The sequence below is a fragment of the Neobacillus terrae genome, from assembly GCF_011393025.1.
Taxonomy (GTDB): domain Bacteria; phylum Bacillota; class Bacilli; order Bacillales; family Cytobacillaceae; genus Neobacillus_A; species Neobacillus_A terrae.
The window spans coordinates 1-14,897 of record NZ_JAAOEO010000023.1 but is presented as its reverse complement, the minus strand read 5'-3'; the positions used below and the strand labels follow the sequence as shown (position 1 = coordinate 14,897).

At 39.1% G+C, this 14,897-nt stretch carries 16 protein-coding genes and 1 tRNA gene; 4 read left to right on the top strand and 13 right to left on the bottom strand.

Annotated features, from left to right (window positions below; genetic code table 11):
- Positions 1-93 precede the first annotated feature (93 nt).
- Genes G8761_RS22170 through G8761_RS22160 form a run of 3 tightly spaced genes read right to left on the bottom strand, consistent with a single transcriptional unit; the run spans position 94 to position 3,771 of the window.
- Entirely contained in the window at positions 94-1,179 is a 1,086-nt protein-coding gene (locus tag G8761_RS22170; protein ID WP_166030134.1) for a Ger(x)C family spore germination protein, read from the bottom strand.
- Positions 1,176-2,297 carry a GerAB/ArcD/ProY family transporter gene (locus G8761_RS22165; RefSeq protein ID WP_166030133.1) on the bottom strand — a complete coding sequence of 374 codons (1,122 nt, stop codon included), beginning with the start codon at positions 2,295-2,297 and terminating at the stop codon, positions 1,176-1,178. The genes G8761_RS22170 and G8761_RS22165 overlap by 4 nt, the downstream gene beginning before the upstream one ends.
- 4 nt (positions 2,298-2,301) lie before the next feature.
- Positions 2,302-3,771 (bottom strand): spore germination protein, encoded by a 1,470-nt coding sequence (locus G8761_RS22160; RefSeq protein ID WP_166030132.1) that lies wholly within the window; start codon positions 3,769-3,771, stop codon positions 2,302-2,304.
- A 41-nt stretch (positions 3,772-3,812) separates the two neighbouring features.
- Here G8761_RS22160 and G8761_RS27945 point away from each other — a divergent pair, with 41 nt between their 5' ends.
- Complete coding sequence (locus tag G8761_RS27945; protein ID WP_166030168.1) at positions 3,813-4,178, top strand: tyrosine-type recombinase/integrase; 366 nt, start codon at positions 3,813-3,815, stop codon at positions 4,176-4,178.
- On the opposite strand, the gene G8761_RS22150 is transcribed toward G8761_RS27945, so the two are convergent.
- The 3 genes from G8761_RS22150 to groES all read right to left on the bottom strand — a co-directional run bounded on the left by G8761_RS22150 (position 4,155) and on the right by groES (position 6,808).
- Complete coding sequence (locus G8761_RS22150; RefSeq protein WP_166030131.1) at positions 4,155-4,688, bottom strand: tyrosine-type recombinase/integrase; 534 nt, start codon at positions 4,686-4,688, stop codon at positions 4,155-4,157. The two genes, G8761_RS27945 and G8761_RS22150, sit on opposite strands and share 24 nt — an antisense overlap.
- A 125-nt stretch (positions 4,689-4,813) precedes the next feature.
- Entirely contained in the window at positions 4,814-6,448 is a 1,635-nt protein-coding gene (gene groL / locus G8761_RS22145; protein ID WP_166030130.1) for a chaperonin GroEL, read from the bottom strand.
- Between the two features lie 72 nt (positions 6,449-6,520).
- Positions 6,521-6,808 (bottom strand): co-chaperone GroES, encoded by a 288-nt coding sequence (groES, locus tag G8761_RS22140; RefSeq protein ID WP_166030129.1) that lies wholly within the window; start codon positions 6,806-6,808, stop codon positions 6,521-6,523.
- Between the two features lie 282 nt (positions 6,809-7,090).
- Here groES and G8761_RS22135 point away from each other — a divergent pair, with 282 nt between their 5' ends.
- Both G8761_RS22135 and G8761_RS22130 read left to right on the top strand, forming a co-directional pair.
- The gene (locus G8761_RS22135; RefSeq protein ID WP_166030128.1) at positions 7,091-7,825 is read left to right on the top strand and encodes a CPBP family intramembrane glutamic endopeptidase; all 735 of its coding nucleotides are present in this window, start codon (positions 7,091-7,093) and stop codon (positions 7,823-7,825) included.
- Complete coding sequence (locus G8761_RS22130) at positions 7,822-8,022, top strand: YdiK family protein (RefSeq protein WP_166030127.1); 201 nt, start codon at positions 7,822-7,824, stop codon at positions 8,020-8,022. The genes G8761_RS22135 and G8761_RS22130 overlap by 4 nt, the downstream gene beginning before the upstream one ends.
- Before the next feature lie 94 nt (positions 8,023-8,116).
- Here G8761_RS22130 and G8761_RS22125 read toward each other — a convergent pair whose 3' ends face one another.
- Both G8761_RS22125 and moaC read right to left on the bottom strand, forming a co-directional pair.
- Positions 8,117-8,770, bottom strand: coding sequence for a redox-sensing transcriptional repressor Rex (locus tag G8761_RS22125; RefSeq protein ID WP_166030126.1), 654 nt, complete (start codon positions 8,768-8,770; stop codon positions 8,117-8,119).
- Positions 8,771-8,797: 27 nt separating this feature from the next.
- Positions 8,798-9,289 (bottom strand): cyclic pyranopterin monophosphate synthase MoaC, encoded by a 492-nt coding sequence (moaC, locus tag G8761_RS22120; RefSeq protein WP_166030125.1) that lies wholly within the window; start codon positions 9,287-9,289, stop codon positions 8,798-8,800.
- A 220-nt stretch (positions 9,290-9,509) separates the two neighbouring features.
- Between moaC and G8761_RS22115 the strand changes: the two genes are divergently transcribed.
- Positions 9,510-11,438, top strand: coding sequence for an ABC-F family ATP-binding cassette domain-containing protein (locus G8761_RS22115; RefSeq protein WP_166030124.1), 1,929 nt, complete (start codon positions 9,510-9,512; stop codon positions 11,436-11,438).
- A gap of 470 nt (positions 11,439-11,908) precedes the next feature.
- On the opposite strand, the gene tsaD is transcribed toward G8761_RS22115, so the two are convergent.
- The 5 genes from tsaD to G8761_RS22090 form a co-directional block, all read right to left on the bottom strand.
- The gene (tsaD, locus tag G8761_RS22110; protein WP_166030123.1) at positions 11,909-12,931 is read right to left on the bottom strand and encodes a tRNA (adenosine(37)-N6)-threonylcarbamoyltransferase complex transferase subunit TsaD; all 1,023 of its coding nucleotides are present in this window, start codon (positions 12,929-12,931) and stop codon (positions 11,909-11,911) included.
- Entirely contained in the window at positions 12,928-13,377 is a 450-nt protein-coding gene (rimI, locus tag G8761_RS22105; RefSeq protein ID WP_166030122.1) for a ribosomal protein S18-alanine N-acetyltransferase, read from the bottom strand. The genes tsaD and rimI overlap by 4 nt, the downstream gene beginning before the upstream one ends.
- A gap of 10 nt (positions 13,378-13,387) precedes the next feature.
- Positions 13,388-14,095, bottom strand: coding sequence for a tRNA (adenosine(37)-N6)-threonylcarbamoyltransferase complex dimerization subunit type 1 TsaB (gene tsaB, locus G8761_RS22100; protein WP_166030121.1), 708 nt, complete (start codon positions 14,093-14,095; stop codon positions 13,388-13,390).
- Complete coding sequence (tsaE, locus tag G8761_RS22095; protein ID WP_166030120.1) at positions 14,092-14,547, bottom strand: tRNA (adenosine(37)-N6)-threonylcarbamoyltransferase complex ATPase subunit type 1 TsaE; 456 nt, start codon at positions 14,545-14,547, stop codon at positions 14,092-14,094. Before tsaE ends, tsaB begins: the two co-directional genes overlap by 4 nt.
- Positions 14,548-14,823: 276 nt before the next feature.
- Positions 14,824-14,897 (bottom strand) — tRNA-Met (locus G8761_RS22090).

Sequence of the window (14,897 nt, the reverse complement as noted above, 5' to 3'; positions counted from 1 at the left end):
GATACGGACAGGGACAAGAGAAAAGCACGAGGTCGAGTCCGTAAAGGCAGCCCATACGGTGACTTAATTTACTACAGGAACCCATATTGGTTTTCATTCATGGACACTAGTTAACGGGTGAATTTTGATATTATAATCTACATTTACCTTTAATGTTTTCCAATGCTTTAACCACTCTTTTTCGCTCATGGGTTTGGAAATGGGGCCAAGGGTAAGAGTTCCAATTTTAAAGGGATCTGCTTGTAATTGCTGAAGGTTTTTAAACAGATCGAGTGTTTGTTTTTCTAAATATGTTTCAATCTCTTTATTGAATTTTTCTAACTCGATGCTATTCTGTATGTCTTTAGCCCCGCGATATTCTTCGATACGGCCGTTTACATCAATTCGAATTGATAGTTTGGAATCATTTTCATTCATTTTTTTATGAACCTTTGAACGGATATTACCTAAAACTACAGAGTATTTTGGGATCGGCAGGAATTTAAGGTAATAATCGTTGTTGACGAGCTGGAATATTTGATCGTCCACCCCATGGGCAATGCCTTTTAAATAGTCATCCTTAAAAATAGCAGTTCCATGATATATAAAATTTGTTTGCTGAGCCTTAAAAACAGGCAAAATTGGATCTGAAAAAGGTGAATACAAAAGTTTTTTAAATTGGTGGAGATTGATGATAGACATTTCACCCTGCTTCTTTTTCTCATAGTGCCGAAGCATGCGATAAAGGAAATAATCTAAATTGGGTTGTGACTTGACTTGATTTTTGATGTATTCATCAAAATTCCCTTTAACAATTACTAAATAAAGCCGTTGGGAAATATCGGGATCAGTCAATAGTGTATTAATAATGGGCATGATCCCTTTTTTTGCGAGTTCCTCATTGATTAACACCATACGCAGCTGGCCTGATTTCAATTCACGATAATACTTTAAGTTAAAGTCTTTCCCTCCCTGTTTAAGCAAGTCTACTTTAAGGGAAAGAAGGCGCTTATGTTCTTTAACTAAAGGCGGGCCTAATGTACTGATTTCTAATTTCCCTCCTGCCCCTGGATTAATGGACCAGAAGGTAACAGGTGCAATCTCTTCAATTTCATTGTTATCTACAAATGGGGAACAGCCGGTAAAGAATATATTACTGCTCAAAATAACAATGAGTAAGACTGGTTTTAAATGCTTCATTCCAAACTACGCCCCTTTAGTTTTATAGCAGCCAGCAGCAATGCAGGAACTAATAAAAATGTTACGGAGCTTGACCAAATCTCGAGGGACAGCCATAAGTTATCTTTTATTCCCGGTTCCCAGAACCATTGGTTTACAACGGCAATACTCGTAAAAATCACAGCACAACATGCCAGAAATCCAATTCTTGTTGTCTGTTTATGTACTCTTTTAAAAACAATTCGAATACCGCCATAAAAGCTTAATATTAAAAAAGAAATTATAAATACAAAATGAAACATATGCAGAGAAAGTAAAATCATATCGATCCGTTCAATAATAGGTGATTGCAGGTATCTAGCCATGGTTACAATAGGATAATTGGTTTTACTTAAGTAATTTGAACCAAAGAATAATAAGGATGATATAAAGGAAATTAAAAATTCAACAACAGAAACCAAATTGCCATATGTTAAATATTTAAAAATTGTTTGACCACGCTTGAACCATGGGCTTATACAAATCAAGTACTCTGGACCAGAAAAACTCGACCAAAGAAATAATAGGGATTTCCAAGAATTCATGGACCAGCTAGTTGGAATCAACGGATATAAATCAGAAAGTGATGCAAAGGGCGGAAAAAAAAATGGGATAAAGCATAAAATAACCCAAAAAGAAAATAAGAATGCGATAACCACAAAGTGTATCGTATTCTCCATCCCTTTTGATGACACATAAAAGCTTATAAGTAAAATGGCCAGCACAAGCCAGAGCATGTTCATTGATGGAAAAATAAATTGGTGGATTGCCTCCACATAATTTAATGTCAGGACTATTATTTTTAATAACATAGGAATTAACCCAAATAAAACAAAGAAACGAAATTTACGTTCGCCAAATAGTTGAACAAAAGCAGAATATCCTTGTCCGGAAAAATTTGAAGTAAACCATTTAGAAAATAAAATTAGATTGATTTGAGAAAATATCCCAATTATGACAATTCCCAATATCATATAAGGATGAACTAAATACATAGGTAATATGAGGATAAAGTAAAGTATCTGCAGTCTGTTCACAATAAGCATGGCATAGAAGCCATTTATGTCGGAGGTTTTATTAAACAAGGAAAATGGAGCCAAGATATCATCTCCTGCTTCTGTATCGCCATTTTTGCAAAGTACGTAAATGCTCAGGGCGTCTCTTCATCCAAATTAAAGGACCTCGAATAAACAAATCAAGCCAATCCCTTCCGTAAAATGGAGAAACGGGGGCGAAATAAGGTTGTTTTAGTGATGTAAGTCCATTTAAATGGGCTAGAATTCCTATCATCCCCAGCGCAATTCCAATAATACCCATGAAAGACGAAAATATTAGAAATATAAATTGAATCAACGTGTTTGCCTTGGTCAACAAATAATTCGGACATAAAAAAGCAGCAATCGTCGAAATACCTACTAATACTATTAATACTTTGCTGGCAAAACCTGCCTCTACCGCTGCTTGCCCAATGACAATACCGCCTATTACTCCTAATGTCTGACTTGATTTTGTTGGCATCCTTAGGCTTGCTTCTTTAATGATTTCTAGTATAATTAGCATCAAAAAAGCTTCCCAAAAAGGTGTAAATGGCAATTTGCTTCTGGACTCCACTAATACATAAAGAATTTGTAAAGGAATCATTTCGTAATGATGAGTGGTTAATGCGACATAGAACGGTATCAGAGTGATTGAAATAATAAAACTGATATATCGCAAACCACGTAAAAAACTTGCTACCGGCCAGCGGTTGATATAATCTTCAGGAGATTGAAGCAGGTGAAAAAATGTAATCGGTGCAACCAATGCAAATGGTGTATTGTCTATAAGCATGGTAATTTTACCCATAACCAAAGAATATGCGCATACATCCGGCCGATCTGTTTGGAGAAACTGTGGAAAGATGCTGTGGTGATGATCTTCCATGAAGGCAGCTATTTGTGATGAATCAAAAAATAAATCAAAATTAATATTGGTGAGTTCATTTCGTGCGATTTTAACAAACTCAGGATTGGTCAAACCATCAATGTACATTAACATAACCGTTGTTTCACTATAGGTACCAATGGTAAATTTTTCAACTTTTAATTCAGTCTTAGGAAGCCGCCTGCGGATTAAAGTAATATTTGTTTCTATTTGTTCACTGAAGCTGTCTTTTGCTCCATATAGAATGGTTTCCGTTTCAGATGTTTCAATGGAACGGCCAGTTGTATTTTTCAGCGGCACCGAACACCAAACATTTTGTTTTTGATTAAATACCAGAACGGAACCGAAAAGAAGCTGAGTTTCGGCCTCCTTTAGGGTAGATAATATGGAAACCTTTGAATTAGTAATACAATCACAAACCGAGGCATAGGACGATTGAATTAAGGGTACGACTATTGCTTCATTTAACCGCTCTTGGTTAATTAGGGTTCTTATATAGATGAAGATAATCTTTTCAGAATTATTGGTCTCACGCTCGATGATCTCTGCATCTTCCATATTGGATAGCATCTCTTTTAGGTTTTGTAGATTTACAGCTCTTTTGTCTCTATGGGACTCACTTTTATCACGATCACTTTGCTTCCAAAACATCATAATCCCTCATCTGAAGTATATATTTTTGACACCATCCTATAGAAATAAGTAAGCCATCATGCGAATTTCCTGCTCTTATTGTCCTCAGTTTATTTTCAATTTATTCTTGTTTTGAAACTATTCATCATGGCAAGACCAGAAGGAAGGAAACTATTCCGATTACGGACAAACTGGCGAAGGAACTTGCTGGGTATCAAATTTTCTGTAAGCGATACTGGGGAAACTTGAATGATTATGTCTTTGTCAAAAGGGACAATAAACAGCTTACCGAGAACGCCTTAATGCTGGTGTTCCAGTACCTACAAAAGAAAATGAATTTCAAAGACGTTAGGGTATCAGCACATACCTTCAGACACACATTTTGTCACCGATTGGCTATGTCAGGCATGAGTGCCTTTTACTGATATGGATTTATTAACAAAGTCAACGTCTGACCATTGAAGATTAATGATTTCCCCTCTCCGAATACCAGTTCCTAGAATTAAAACGATAATAATGTAGTCACGATATGCCACGTAGGTTTTCTCACGCTGCTTTATTCTTCTGAAGAAGTTCAACATTTGTCTTATTTGCTCATCGGTGAAAACATCAATCTTAACGTCTGTCTTTTGCATCTTAATCTTTTTAGCTGGATTATTCTTAATGACCTCACATTCCACCATGTAATTTAGAAATGCTCGAATCCTCAATAGCTTGGTATTGATTGTACTAGCCTTGTCTCCTTTTTCTTGGCAATTTATAAGATACTGCCGAACGTGAACATAAGTAATGTCTTCAACGTTCACTACTTGATGTTCAATACAATAATTAATAAATCCACCAAGTAGTGTTTGATAATTTAATATGTTTTTCTTGGTTGTGTTTTTAAATTTCCTGTCGTCTAGGAAGTCCCGAAAAGCAAATTTAAGCAACAAAAAAACCACTCCTCAAATTTATTGAGAAGTGGTTATAGATATTGAAATAAGTTTTTTACATCACTGCTTCACAAAATGGGTGAAAAATAGCTATAACTATTTCTCAAGATGAAGGCTTAAAAGCCTTACATCATGCCGCCCATTCCACCCATACCGCCCATGTCAGGCATTCCCATGCCTGCACCAGCTGGTTCTGGCTTGTCAGCAACAACTGCTTCAGTTGTTAAGAACATAGCAGCAACAGAAGCTGCGTTTTGAAGAGCTGAACGAGTTACTTTAGTAGGGTCAACGATACCGGCTTCTATCATGTTTACCCATGCGCCAGTTGCAGCGTTAAAGCCTGTTCCAACTTCTTCACGCTTTAAGCGCTCAACGATTACAGAGCCTTCAAGGCCAGCGTTGTGAGCGATTGTGCGTACAGGCTCTTCCATCGCACGAAGAACGATGTTGATACCAGTTGCTTCGTCGCCTTCAGCCTGGATTTCAGAAACCTTGCTGTATACGTTTAGAAGGGCAACGCCACCGCCTGATACGATACCTTCTTCAACTGCAGCACGAGTTGAGTTCAAAGCATCTTCAATGCGAAGCTTGCGCTCTTTTAATTCAGTTTCAGTAGCGGCACCAACTTTGATTACTGCTACACCGCCAGCTAATTTAGCAAGGCGCTCTTGTAATTTCTCACGGTCGAATTCAGAAGTAGTTTCTTCTAATTGAACGCGGATTTGGTTAACGCGGGCAGAGATTTGTGCAGAATCTCCAGCACCTTCAACGATTGTTGTATTTTCTTTAGTAACAACTACTTTAGAAGCGCGTCCTAAAGAAGTAATAGTTGCAGATTTAAGGTCACGGCCAAGCTCTTCAGTGATTACTTCAGCGCCAGTTAAAGCAGCGATATCCTCAAGCATAGCCTTACGGCGGTCACCGAAGCCAGGAGCTTTAACAGCAACTGCATTGAAAGTACCACGAAGTTTGTTTACTACCAATGTAGCAAGAGCTTCACCTTCAACATCTTCAGCAATCAGCAATAATGGCTTTCCTTGCTGTACAACCTGCTCAAGCACAGGAAGGATTTCCTGAATGCTGGAGATCTTCTTGTCAGTGATTAGGATATATGGATTGTCAAGAACAGCTTCCATTTTGTCTGAATCGGTTACCATGTAAGGAGAAGCATAGCCACGGTCAAATTGCATACCTTCAACTACATCCAATTCAGTTGTGAAGCCTTTAGACTCTTCAATTGTAATAACGCCGTCGTTGCCAACGCGCTCCATTGCTTCAGCAATCAACTGGCCAACTTCTTCATCAGCAGATGAAATTGCAGCAACCTGTGCAATAGAAGATTTACTTTCGATTGGCTTGGAAATGGTTTTTAATTCTTCAACAGCTGCAATAACCGCTCTTTCGATACCTTTGCGGATTCCCATTGGGTTAGCGCCAGCAGTTACGTTCTTTAAGCCTTCGCGAATCATAGCTTGAGCAAGAACAGTAGCAGTAGTAGTACCGTCACCAGCTACATCGTTAGTTTTGCTTGCAACTTCAGCAACAAGCTTTGCACCCATGTTTTCGAATGCATCTTCTAATTCGATTTCTTTAGCGATTGTTACACCATCGTTAGTAATAAGCGGTGAACCGAATTTCTTCTCAAGAACCACGTTGCGTCCTTTAGGTCCAAGAGTAACTTTTACTGCATTTGCCAATGCGTCAACACCACGAAGCATTGCGCGGCGGGCATCTTCACTAAACATAATCTCTTTAGCCATAGTTCAAAAACCTCCTGTATTTTAAAATTATTTATCTGGTCCGGCAGCTATTTAACTGCCATCTTCACATGATTACTCGCCAATTACAGCAAGGATATCATTTTCACGTACGATTAAGTATTCAGTTCCTTGGTATTTTACCTCAGTACCGGCATATTTTGAGAAGATAATGCGGTCACCTTCAGAAACTTCAAGAGCAACACGTTCGCCATTATCGAGAACACGTCCAGTTCCAACCGCAACAACTTTTCCTTCTTGCGGCTTTTCCTTAGCTGTATCCGGTAAAACAATACCGCTTGCAGTTTTTTCTTCTGATGCTACAAGTTCAATGATAATGCGATCACCTAGTGGCTTTAACAAATCAAACAACCTCCTCAAATTTTTTATGTAGTTCGATTTATTAGCACTCTATCACGTTGAGTGCTAACACAATTATTATAATAATGAATTCATTAATCTTTTGCAAGCATCAGCTTTAAAAAAAAACAAAAAAATTTTCTCTTTTTCAACCTAACCATTATGGCTAAGGTGACGCAATTTTGCCCATCTTAAGTACCTTCTGATTGAAAGAATTCGCCTTTTATGAGTAGAATGAGGAATAGTGCAGAAATTAATTTAAGAGCCTGAAAGGGAGATTATATATTGAAAAAGGAATATTGGATTATTTTATTTGTATATATCGCTATGCAGCTGTCGAGTTTCGTCGGAATTCCGCTTGTCACCCACATACTCGAAGCTTCTGGAAACAGCACTTTAGAATCGCAGCGGCTTGCTATACCCTACTGGCTACTTATTACTTTTACAGCTGCCTTTTTAATTACATTGTTTTTATTGCGAAACGAAAGAAAGTCGCCTGACTTTGCCCGAGGACGTACTTCGGTCGGCAGCTCGGTGGCATGGGCAATCGCCGGTGTTTTTCTTGCCCTTTTTGCCCAATCAATTGCTGCCAGTATTGAAAGACTTCTTGGAATTAATATGGGATCTGAAAACACCCAGGCTATTTTAAAATTAATTCAGGCTTTTCCTTTTGTGATGATTGTCAGTTCAATTATCGGACCCATCCTTGAGGAGATAGTGTTTCGAAAAATTATCTTTGGCAGCTTGTATAAGCGCTTTAACTTTTTCATATCCGGTTTAATTAGTTCTGTCGTCTTTGCGCTTGCCCATATGGAGCCGGTTCACATTTTACTTTACGCTTCAATGGGATTTACCTTTGCTTTTCTTTATGTGAGAACGAAAAATATCTTCGTCTCCATGTTCGCTCACGTGGCGATGAATACTTTTGTCGTCATTGTCCAATCTGTTTATAAAGACCAAATCGAAAGAATGATGCAGGACGCTGACAAAATTCAAAGCTTTATTGGAGGATTTTTATGAGACAGTCACCTTTGTTTTCGGGCATCATTTATTTCCTGCTCGGCGTTCTGTTCACTTATTTTGCCATTCAGGACGTTCAGGACGATGGATGGGGATTCTTTACCTACCTGCTTGTTCTGCTGGCCACTTTTGATGTAGCCTCCGGCCTTAAGATGGTAGGTTTTCATTTTAGGATCAAAAAACATCCAAAAAGGTGAGTTCCGGAATTGGAACTCACCTTTTATTTTTTGGACTGTGTTAAAAAACAGTGTTGATTTCTACTGTGACAACCAAGTATAACAGCACCCTTTTTTAAAGTGCTTCATCTTCTGAAGGATAATGCTTCAGAAAATATATTAAAGATTGCAGCTCAACAGCAAGGTCTATATGGTGCACTCTTATTGTTGGCGGCACATGCAAGCGGGCAGGTGTAAAGTTTAAAATCCCTTTAACGTCTGCCTTAATTAGCCTGTCTGTTACCGGCTGGGCTGCAGGAGCGGGAACAGTTAAAATCACAATTTGTATCTTTTCAGATTCAAGGTATTTTTCAATGTCATCCATATGGTAAACGGGAACATCACCAATTTTGGAACCCACTCTCTCCGGGCTGACATCAAAACCAATTTGAATTTTGGTGTTGTTATTTTTCAAGAAATTATAATTCAATAAAGCCGTTCCCAAATTTCCGACACCAATAAGTGCGACTTTTGTCAATTCATCCTGATCCAGTGTTTTTCTAAAGAAGGTCAATAAGTAATTAACATTATAGCCATACCCCTTTTTTCCAAGGGCACCAAAGTAGGAAAAATCCCGTCTGATAGTGGCTGAATCAACTTTTACTGCATCACTCAATTCTGCTGAAGACACCCGCTGCTTTCCTGATGTATGGAGATGATTGAGAAAGCGATAATAGAGCGGCAGCCTTTTGGCTGTTGCCTGTGGTATTTTCATGGACTCATTACTCATGTTTCTTTCCTCCTCTCCTCTAATGAATTATAATTCCGTCCTTTTGAAATCGCCATTCTTACCTCCGGTTTTTTCCACCAGATAAGTAGGTCCGATGACCATCCCTTTATCAACTGCTTTACACATATCATAAACGGTCAGTGCACACACAGAGGCAGCTGTTAACGCTTCCATTTCAACACCTGTTTGTCCCTTTGTTTTCACTGCCGCAGAAATATTTAACTTATACTCATCCTGGCCTTCCTCTTCCCAGGAAAAGGTTACATTAACACCAGTGAGCGGAATAGGGTGGCACATAGGGATGATGTCCCATGTTTTTTTGGCTGACATAACAGCTGCTACCTGGGCTACAGCCAGAACATCGCCTTTTTTCATTTCCTGGTTGGTAATCTTGTTATAGATTTCCCTGCTAACTTTTATACTCGAGTGGGCATGTGCAGTTCGTGCTGTTTCCGGCTTACTGCTGACATCGACCATTTTTGCCCTGCCTTCATCATTAAAATGTGTAAATTCAGCCATTATAAAAATCCCCTCTCATCAAGATAATACACTATTTATCCCATATTGTGTGTGAACTTTGTATTATACTTCACAAATGTTTATTTGATTTTTATTGTGTTTATATATTAACCTGCTTTATATTTTCGCTTCCATTCTTTTAAATTCCTTTTGCGTATTCACTTTATTGCCGGTGTACCTCTAATCGGTTAAACTTAGGTAAGTACTGAGGTGAATAAAAATGATTTTATTACAGGTTAATCAGCTGGAAAAAAATTATGGCGCTGAGCTTATTTTATCGAATATAAAACTGGAACTGCAAACCAGGGACCGTGTTGCTTTGGTAGGACGGAACGGAGCAGGAAAATCTACACTGTTAAAGATTATTGCCGGCCACCTTTCCTATGACGGTGGTGAAATTATAAAACCAAAGGATGTCACGATCGGGTACTTGGCACAGAATACCGGGCTTGAATCCAATTTATCCATTTGGGAAGAAATGCTGACAGTCTTTGAGGACCTTCGTAAAATGGAGAAAACTATACGCGAGCTGGAGGTCCGGATGTCCGACCGCGAAGCGCTTTCTGACTCTGACAGATATGAACGAATTCTGCGGGAATATGACTCTTTACAGGTGAAGTTCAAGGAACTTGGAGGCTATCAATATGAAGCCGATATTCGTTCTGTCCTGCATGGGCTGAATTTTCAATCCTTTGACCACTCTACAACTGTCTCTTCGTTAAGCGGTGGACAAAAAACAAGATTGGCACTTGGTAAGCTATTGTTAAAAAAGCCGGATATTTTAATACTGGACGAACCTACGAACCATCTTGACATTGATACTTTAACTTGGCTTGAACAATATCTTCAGGGCTATGAAGGGGCCATTCTGATTGTTTCCCATGACCGTTATTTCCTTGATAAGGTGGTTAATCAGGTTTATGAGCTTTCCCGCCGCCAGATTCAAAGATTTCCTGGAAACTATAGCTCTTATTTAAAACAAAAAGCGGAGAACTATGAACGGGACATAAAGCAATATGAAAAGCAGCAGGATGAAATTGCTAAGCTTCAAGATTTCATTCAAAGAAACCTTGCGCGTGCATCCACCACGAAAAGAGCACAGAGCCGCAGAAAAACACTCGAAAGAATGGAAAGAATGGACAGGCCTTTAGGTGATGAAAAGTCTGCAGCTTTTTCTTTTGATATTGAAAAACAAAGCGGAAATGACGTTATTACGATCCAGGATGTAGCTGTAGGATATTCAGGAAAAAAGGTATCGGAAAATATTGCATTCCGGATCACACGGGGTGAGAGCATTGCTCTTGTTGGACCTAATGGAATCGGGAAATCCACCCTTTTAAAAACAATCGTTAAAAAGCTGCCTTCCCTTTCCGGCAGCATTCAATATGGTTCCAACCTTACCATTGGGTATTATGATCAGGAACAGGCAGAATTAACAAGCAATAAAAGGGTCCTGAATGAATTATGGGATGACTATCCTCTCAAAAGCGAAAAGGAAATTCGGACGGTGCTGGGCAACTTTCTTTTTTCGGGTGATGACGTTCTTAAAATTGTATCGACCTTAAGCGGTGGTGAAAAGGCACGTCTTGCCCTTTCAAAGCTCATGATGCAAAAAGCCAATTTGCTTATCCTTGATGAACCGACAAACCACCTTGATTTGGACAGCAAAGAGGTTCTGGAGAATGCACTTGTGGATTACCCGGGAACAATCTTATTTGTTTCCCATGACCGGTACTTCATCAATAGAATTGGTACTAGGGTTCTGGAGTTAAATCCATTAGGTGCAGTTGATTATCTTGGTGACTATGACTATTTTGTCGAAAAAAAACAGGAATTGGCTGAAATAGAAGCGGAAAGCTCTTCTCTTGCTGTAAACAGCAAAATAACGTTATCTGAAACTCAAGAAAAAACTTCTTACCAACAAGATAAAGAAGCCAAAAAGCTCGAACGCCAGCGAAAGCGAAAGCTGGAGGAAATTGAGCAAAAAATAGAAGAGCTTGAAAATGAAATACAGCAATATGAGGAGCAATTATGTGACCCAGTTGTGTTTCAGGATCATGAAAAGGTCCATAAAATCAATCAAAAAAATGAACAGGCAAAACTTCTTCTTGAAGAAGCAATGGATGAGTGGGCCGAGCTGGCAGAATGAAATACTAAAGCTGACAGTAAACGAATGGTTAAAAGCAACACCGGTTTAAAAGCCGGTGTTTTTCTTATCCACAAAGTTATTCACAAAGAAAAGAGCCTATTTACAACATTTTTGTAGTTTTTCCACATTATCCACAGAATGAGTTAAACTTATCCACATTACCCACAGATTCATAGCGGTTTGTCCACATTTATTTAAAAATTCCAAAAAGCGTTTTCTATTTATCCACAATAATTCTTTTTTAACTAAAGTTAAGTTGAAATTCATTGTTGATAGTTGCTAAACTCAACATTAAAATTAACATCGCCTTACACTAGAAAAACTTTGCATTCGCCAAGTCTTTTGCGGATTCCTTAGTTTTACTTATCATGCTAAAACGGCACTTCCTGTCCGTCAGCGTTCAGAAGTTATGGATATAAAATCTGATTAGCCAAAAAAGCAGTGTATCTTATGAATACACTGCTCCTACCTTAATTATAAATATCAATATCTAAACCTGGATTAGCATTCAGTGCTAAGTCAGCCCTTTTTCCTTTTTCGAATAAAATACTTCCTGCTGCCCCTATCATTGCAGCATTATCCGTACATAGAGCCAAAGGAGGAATTACCAGTTCAATATCCGATAGCTCGCTAAATGACTTTTCTAAAGCAGCTCTTAGGCCTTTATTGGCTGCCACTCCGCCAGCAAGCAATACCTGATGGACTTTATATTCCTTTGCGGCTCTTAATGTCTTCGTAACTAAGACATCTATTACGCTCTCCTGAAAGCTGGCAGCAAGATCTTTGGGTTCAATTATCTCCCCACGCTGTTCCGCATTATGAACAGTATTTATGACAGCTGACTTTAAACCGCTGAAACTAAAATCATATGAACCTTCCTCCAGCCAGGCTCTCGGCAAATCAATGGTTGGGGAACCTTCATGTGCCATTCTGTCGATATGCGGCCCTCCTGGATATGGCATATTAAGGGTCCTGGCCACTTTATCATAAGCTTCTCCGGCCGCGTCATCTCTTGTTTCTCCGATTACTTCAAAATGCCCATGCTCTTTCATATAAACAAGTTCAGTATGGCCACCGGATACCACAAGAGATAAGAGTGGGAACATCATTTCTGTTACCAGCCGGTTTGCATAAATATGGCCTGCAATATGGTGAACAGGAACAAGAGGCAGGTTATTCGCAAAGGCTAATGCCTTCGCTGCGTTTACACCAATCAAGAGCGCTCCTACGAGCCCTGGGCCTTCCGTAACAGCAATTGCATCTAAGTCCGTCATTTGAATACCAGCCTGGTTCATAGCCTCCTCCAGGACAATTGTGATCTGCTCGACATGATGTCTCGATGCTATTTCCGGTACAACTCCGCCAAACCGTTTGTGGCTTTCAATTTGAGATGCTACTACATTAGCCACGATTTCCCGGCCATTTTTAATAATAGCCACTGCTGTTTCATCACAGCTAGTTTCCATTCCCATAATTAATTGATCTTTTTTCATAAATTCACCCACATTACTAATGCATCTTCCTGATTATCCGTATAATAATTTTTTCTTATTCCGCCATCTTGAAATCCCATTTTCCGGTAAAGAGACAGTGCAATGTGATTTGATACCCTGGCTTCAAGAGTCATTGTCTTAGCGCCTTTTTCCCTTGCTACGTTCATTAAACACATCATAAGGGCTTCCCCCAGTTTCATTCCTCTATACTCCGGCAAAATGGCTACGTTGGTTACATGTGCTTCATCAATTACAATCCAGACTCCACAGTAACCAACGATCTTTCCGTCCATTTCCAATACTATATAAACAGCAAACTTGTTTTCAAAAAGTTCGTTATAAAAAGCTTCCTTGCTCCAGGGTATGCTAAAAGAAAGCTCTTCAATCCTGTGAACTTGTTCAATATCCTTTTCCTGCATAAAACGAAAAGAAAATGTATTTTCCATTAGTAAAATCCTATCCCTGTTTAGTTTTTCTATTTTTCTCTAACCAATTGGCTTCCGCCTCCGCCAGGCGAATATAGTTAGGAACAAAGCTGTGTATATCTTCGGAAGGCCTGTTTCGCCCCAATAATGCAAGCTCCGACGGACGTGGATTATGTTCTGTCATTTCTGCAAATAGGGCCCGATCGCCAAGAACCTCTTCTATTAGCTGCTGGTGTATATGAATATCAGTACCAATAAAAAGTATTTGTTCTTTTCGGTTCTTCAAACTCTCCGCAAATTCAGCCATCATGGCTAATTGGTCCTTTTCAATTTGCTTTAATTCACCCTCTTCCCCTTTAAATAAAGCCGTATAAACTTGTCCCCTTCGCGCATCAAATAAAGGTGCTACAAGACCATCGAAATATCTCGCTGCTCCTGAGGCTAAAACTTCAAGACTTGAAACTCCTGATAGAGGCACATTAAGTGACCAGGCCATGGTTTTGGCAATTGTCACTCCAATTCGTACGCCAGTATAAGAGCCGGGACCTTTAGCCACTACAATTTTTTCAATATCTGCTGGCTTCCAGTCACAGTCTTTCATTAGTGTTTGAATGGCTGGCATAATCCTTATGGAATGATTTTTTTTGGAATATGTAATATATTCGCCAAGTATTTTATCATTATCAGCTAATGCCACTCCTAAAGCATAATTAGATGTATCTATTGCTAAAATTTTCATAAAAAAATCTCCCTGCATAATTGCTCATATCGGTTCCCATTAGGTTCCAATACTACCCTTCGCTCTTGTTCTAAATCATGATAAAGATAAATGGTCATCCGTTCAGCGGGAAGCTGGTCATCAATCAAATGTGCCCATTCCACTACAGTAACTCCATCACCTTCAAAGTACTCATCAAAACCAAGATCCTCATATGCATTTTCGACACGATAAACATCCATATGATAAAGCGGCATTCGCCCATGGTATTCCTTGATAATAGTAAAAGTCGGACTGTTGACTGTTTTTTTAATATCCAGCCCTCTCGCAAGCCCTTTTGTAAAAGTAGTTTTTCCTGCCCCAAGGTCTCCCTCTAGAGCAATCACATCACCGGGCTGAAGATGCTGAGCAAGCCTGGACGCAAAATCACCTGTTTCCTCCGGACTGCTGGATTGAAATTCATAAGTACTCATTTAATCACCTTTTGTTTAAGATGAGGATTCCCTCACTTAATTATTAATCAGCCTGGCACGAATGGTTCAAAAAAACCTTAGGAAGTACTCCTAAGGTTGCCTAGTCTATTTGTAGTTTACATGATTTTTTTCATTTCGGCAAAAAAGGCAGGTTATCCCATCATTCTTTCTTACTTTGACAAACTCATCATGCTTCTATATAGGACAAACTTAGATTCCTTTTTTATTTTAGCCAAAATGCAAAAAAGCGAAACAAAAGTTTCGCTTTTTCCAAGATTGCGGGGGCAGGATTTGAACCTGCGACCTTCGGGTTATGAGCCCGACGAGCTACCGGACTGCTCCACCCCGCG

What these genes read in the sequence shown, in the direction of transcription:
- groL (WP_166030130.1), bottom strand. Translation starts at nt 6,448, where the DNA reads ATGGCTAAAGAGATTATGTTTAGTGAAGATGCCCGCCGCGCAATGCTT.
- rimI (WP_166030122.1), bottom strand. Translation starts at nt 13,377, where the DNA reads ATGGAAAATACATTTTCTTTTCGTTTTATGCAGGAAAAGGATATTGAA.
- G8761_RS22115 (WP_166030124.1), top strand. Translation starts at nt 9,510, where the DNA reads ATGATTTTATTACAGGTTAATCAGCTGGAAAAAAATTATGGCGCTGAG.
- G8761_RS22160 (WP_166030132.1), bottom strand. Translation starts at nt 3,771, where the DNA reads ATGTTTTGGAAGCAAAGTGATCGTGATAAAAGTGAGTCCCATAGAGAC.
- tsaD (WP_166030123.1), bottom strand. Translation starts at nt 12,931, where the DNA reads ATGAAAAAAGATCAATTAATTATGGGAATGGAAACTAGCTGTGATGAA.
- moaC (WP_166030125.1), bottom strand. Translation starts at nt 9,289, where the DNA reads ATGGCTGAATTTACACATTTTAATGATGAAGGCAGGGCAAAAATGGTC.
- tsaB (WP_166030121.1), bottom strand. Translation starts at nt 14,095, where the DNA reads ATGAAAATTTTAGCAATAGATACATCTAATTATGCTTTAGGAGTGGCA.
- G8761_RS22130 (WP_166030127.1), top strand. Translation starts at nt 7,822, where the DNA reads ATGAGACAGTCACCTTTGTTTTCGGGCATCATTTATTTCCTGCTCGGC.
- tsaE (WP_166030120.1), bottom strand. Translation starts at nt 14,547, where the DNA reads ATGAGTACTTATGAATTTCAATCCAGCAGTCCGGAGGAAACAGGTGAT.
- G8761_RS22170 (WP_166030134.1), bottom strand. Translation starts at nt 1,179, where the DNA reads ATGAAGCATTTAAAACCAGTCTTACTCATTGTTATTTTGAGCAGTAAT.
- G8761_RS22125 (WP_166030126.1), bottom strand. Translation starts at nt 8,770, where the DNA reads ATGAGTAATGAGTCCATGAAAATACCACAGGCAACAGCCAAAAGGCTG.